The organism is Micromonospora sp. M51 (genome assembly GCF_018070305.1).
GTDB lineage: Bacteria > Actinomycetota > Actinomycetes > Mycobacteriales > Micromonosporaceae > Micromonospora > Micromonospora parva.
In genome coordinates this window covers 1-2,630 of sequence record NZ_JAGPXZ010000806.1, presented here as the reverse complement: position 1 = coordinate 2,630, position 2,630 = coordinate 1, and the positions used below count along the sequence as shown (strand labels likewise).

Genomic DNA, 2,630 nt, shown 5'->3' with positions numbered 1-2,630 from the left:
CCTGCCGACGGGCCCCCGCGCGGCCGTGTCGATCATGCTGGCTGAGGGGCCAGGGTGGGCCACCGTGCCCCGTCCGGCTGGTCGCCCTGGCCGGCCACCGTCACGTCCGGGGGAATTGGGGCGACGACGGGTGACGGGCGGCCCGTTCGCCGCCCGGGGTGCCACCGAATCGGGATGATCGGGTGGTGCTCCGAGACGTGATGAGCCCCGGCATAGACGCCCTGCTCGAACAGGCCCGCGCCGGGCTGCACCGACTGACTCCGCAGCAGACCGTCGAGGCGGTCCGCGGCGGCGCGCTGCTGGTCGACACCCGTACCGACCTGCAACGCCGCGAACAGGGCGACCTGACGGGCGCGGTCGTCATCGACCGGACCGTACTGGAGTGGCGCCTCGATCCGGCCAGCGCCTGGCGGATCCCGGAGGCCACCGGGTACGACCGGGAGATCGTGCTGGTGTGCCGGCAGGGCTACAGCTCCAGCCTGGCCGCCGCCAGTTTGCAGACCCTCGGGCTGCGCCGGGCCACCGACATGATCGGCGGTGTGGACGCCTGGCTCGCCGCGGGCCTGCCCACCACCGACCGCCCCGCCGACGTCCGCCCCTGACTCCCACCACCGGGCGCCCACCACCGGCGGGCAGCCCGGCTCACGATCGCGCTCGATCCACGAAACAGGCCCCTCCTCGCGCGGAGAGGCCCCTGGAACAACGATCGAGCACGATCATGGGCGGTCCCCACCTGCACAGTCCCCAGGGGACGGTGTCCCAGTCAGGAGGGTGGCGCGCCGGGTGGGATGAAGGGGAGGCCGGCGGGTGGGCCGGCTTCGATGAGACGCCAGAGGGCATCGGTGTCCAGGTGTTCCTCGACCAGGTCGCCGAGCAGATCAAGCGAGCGTTCCCGGGCGGCGGCGAAGCTGGTGGCCGGTGCGACCCGGAACCCGCTGCGGCCGGCCAGGCGAGCCGCCTCGGTGAGGAACCACCGGCGGAAGCCGTCGGACTCGAACGCCCCGTGCCAGTGCGTGCCGTGTACCGCGCCGAGCACGGCCCCCTCTCCGACACCGTCGTCGCCGGTCAGCAGCGGCGGCAGGCCGGGGTCGGCCTGGGACACGTACCCGTGGTGGATCTCGTAGCCGTGCACCGGAAGGCCACCGTGGCCGGTGCCCACCGACTGCCGCACGGTCTTGCGCGGATCGAAGGTGATCTCGATGGGCAGCAGACCGAGCCCCGGCACGCTGCCCTGCCGACTCTCCACCGGGTCGTGGATGGCGCGGCCGAGCATCTGGAAGCCGCCGCAGAGGCCGAGCAGAGGTTTGCCGGCCGCCACATGGGTGGCGACCGCGTCGGCGAGGCCGGTCTCGCGCAGCCAGGCGAGGTCGGCGACGGTGGACTTGGAGCCGGGCAGGACGACCAGGTCGGCGGCGGCCAGCTCGGCCGGTTCGATGGTGAGGCGTACCCGGACACCCGGCTCGGTGGCGAGCGCCTCCACGTCGGTGGCATTGCTGACCCGGGGCAGGCGAACGACGGCCACGTCCAGCCATTCGGTGCCGTGCGGGGCGGCGGGGCGCCCGAGCACCCGGCCGTAGGCGAGAGAGTCCTCCGCGTCGAGCCACAGGTCCAGCGCCCAGGGCAGCACCCCGTACGTGGGACGGCCGGTGACCTGACGCAGCATGTCCAGACCCGGCTGGAGCAGTCCGCGGTCACCCCGGAACTTGTTGATCACGAAGCCGGCGATCAGCGCCTGGTCGGCCGGGTCGAGCAGGGCCACGGTGCCGAACATCGAGGCGAACACACCGCCCCGGTCGATGTCGCCGACGACGATGGTGGGCAGGTTGGCGTGCCGGGCCAGCCCCATGTTGACGTAGTCACCGGCCCGCAGGTTGATCTCGGCGGGGCTGCCGGCGCCCTCGCAGATCACCACGTCGTACGTCTCGCGCAGCTCGGCGAGCGCGGCGTACGCGGTCTCGGCGAGCCGGGGGCGCAACTGCCGGAAGGTGCCGGCGGTGATCGTGTCGACCGCCTCGCCCAGCAGCACCACCTGACTGGCCAGGTCACTGCCCGGCTTGAGCAGCACCGGGTTGAACCGCAGGTCGGGTGCGAGCCCGCACGCGGCGGCCTGCATGGCCTGGGCGCGCCCGATTTCGCCGCCGCGCCCGTCCGGCCCGACGACCACGGCCGAGTTGTTCGACATGTTCTGCGCCTTGTACGGCGCCACCTTCACGCCCTGGCGGTGCAGCCAGCGACAGATGCCGGCGGTGAGCACGCTCTTGCCCGCGTCGGACGTCGTGCCGGCCACCAGCAGCCCGCCACTCACCGCCCGTTCCCCCGCCGCACCCCGACACCCGCGTCCACTCCGCCGGCCCGCCCGCGCCCGCCGGCCCCGACGGCCAACCCACGCCGCCCGACCAGTCCGCGCGTGCCGACCCCGGCTGCCAGCCCGGTCCCGCCGGCCCGCACGCGCCCGCCGGTCACGGCGGTCAACCCGCGCCGGCCCACGGCGCCGATCAGCCGGCCGAGGGTCACCGGGTACGCGGCGGCCAGCCCCACCGCGGCCAGCCCCACCGCGCCGGAGATCCGGGCGGCCCGCTTGAGGTGCCGCGCCTCCGGGCGGGGACCGTCGCCGAGGAACGGCCGCACCT

Annotated in this window: 2 protein-coding genes and 1 pseudogene; 1 reads left to right on the top strand and 2 read right to left on the bottom strand. The window is 74.4% G+C overall.

Annotated features, from left to right (window positions below; genetic code table 11):
- Positions 1–200 precede the first annotated feature (200 nt).
- Positions 201–602: a rhodanese-like domain-containing protein gene (locus tag KBX53_RS29090; protein WP_210862790.1), complete on the top strand. Its 402-nt coding sequence runs from the start codon at positions 201–203 to the stop codon at positions 600–602.
- Positions 603–763: 161 nt separating this feature from the next.
- Here the strand turns inward: KBX53_RS29090 and KBX53_RS29085 are convergent, their stop codons facing one another.
- Together KBX53_RS29085 and KBX53_RS36635 are read right to left on the bottom strand one after the other, a co-directional pair.
- The gene (locus KBX53_RS29085) at positions 764–2,305 is read right to left on the bottom strand and encodes a cobyric acid synthase (protein ID WP_030333420.1); all 1,542 of its coding nucleotides are present in this window, start codon (positions 2,303–2,305) and stop codon (positions 764–766) included.
- Positions 2,302–2,630, bottom strand: a pseudogene (locus KBX53_RS36635) (cobalamin biosynthesis protein); the annotation flags it as partial. The gene KBX53_RS29085 and the pseudogene KBX53_RS36635, both read right to left, overlap by 4 nt.

Bases quoted from the DNA above. Each gene is read 5' to 3' on its own strand.
- KBX53_RS29090 (WP_210862790.1), top strand. From the start codon at position 201: ATGAGCCCCGGCATAGACGCCCTGCTCGAACAGGCCCGCGCCGGGCTG.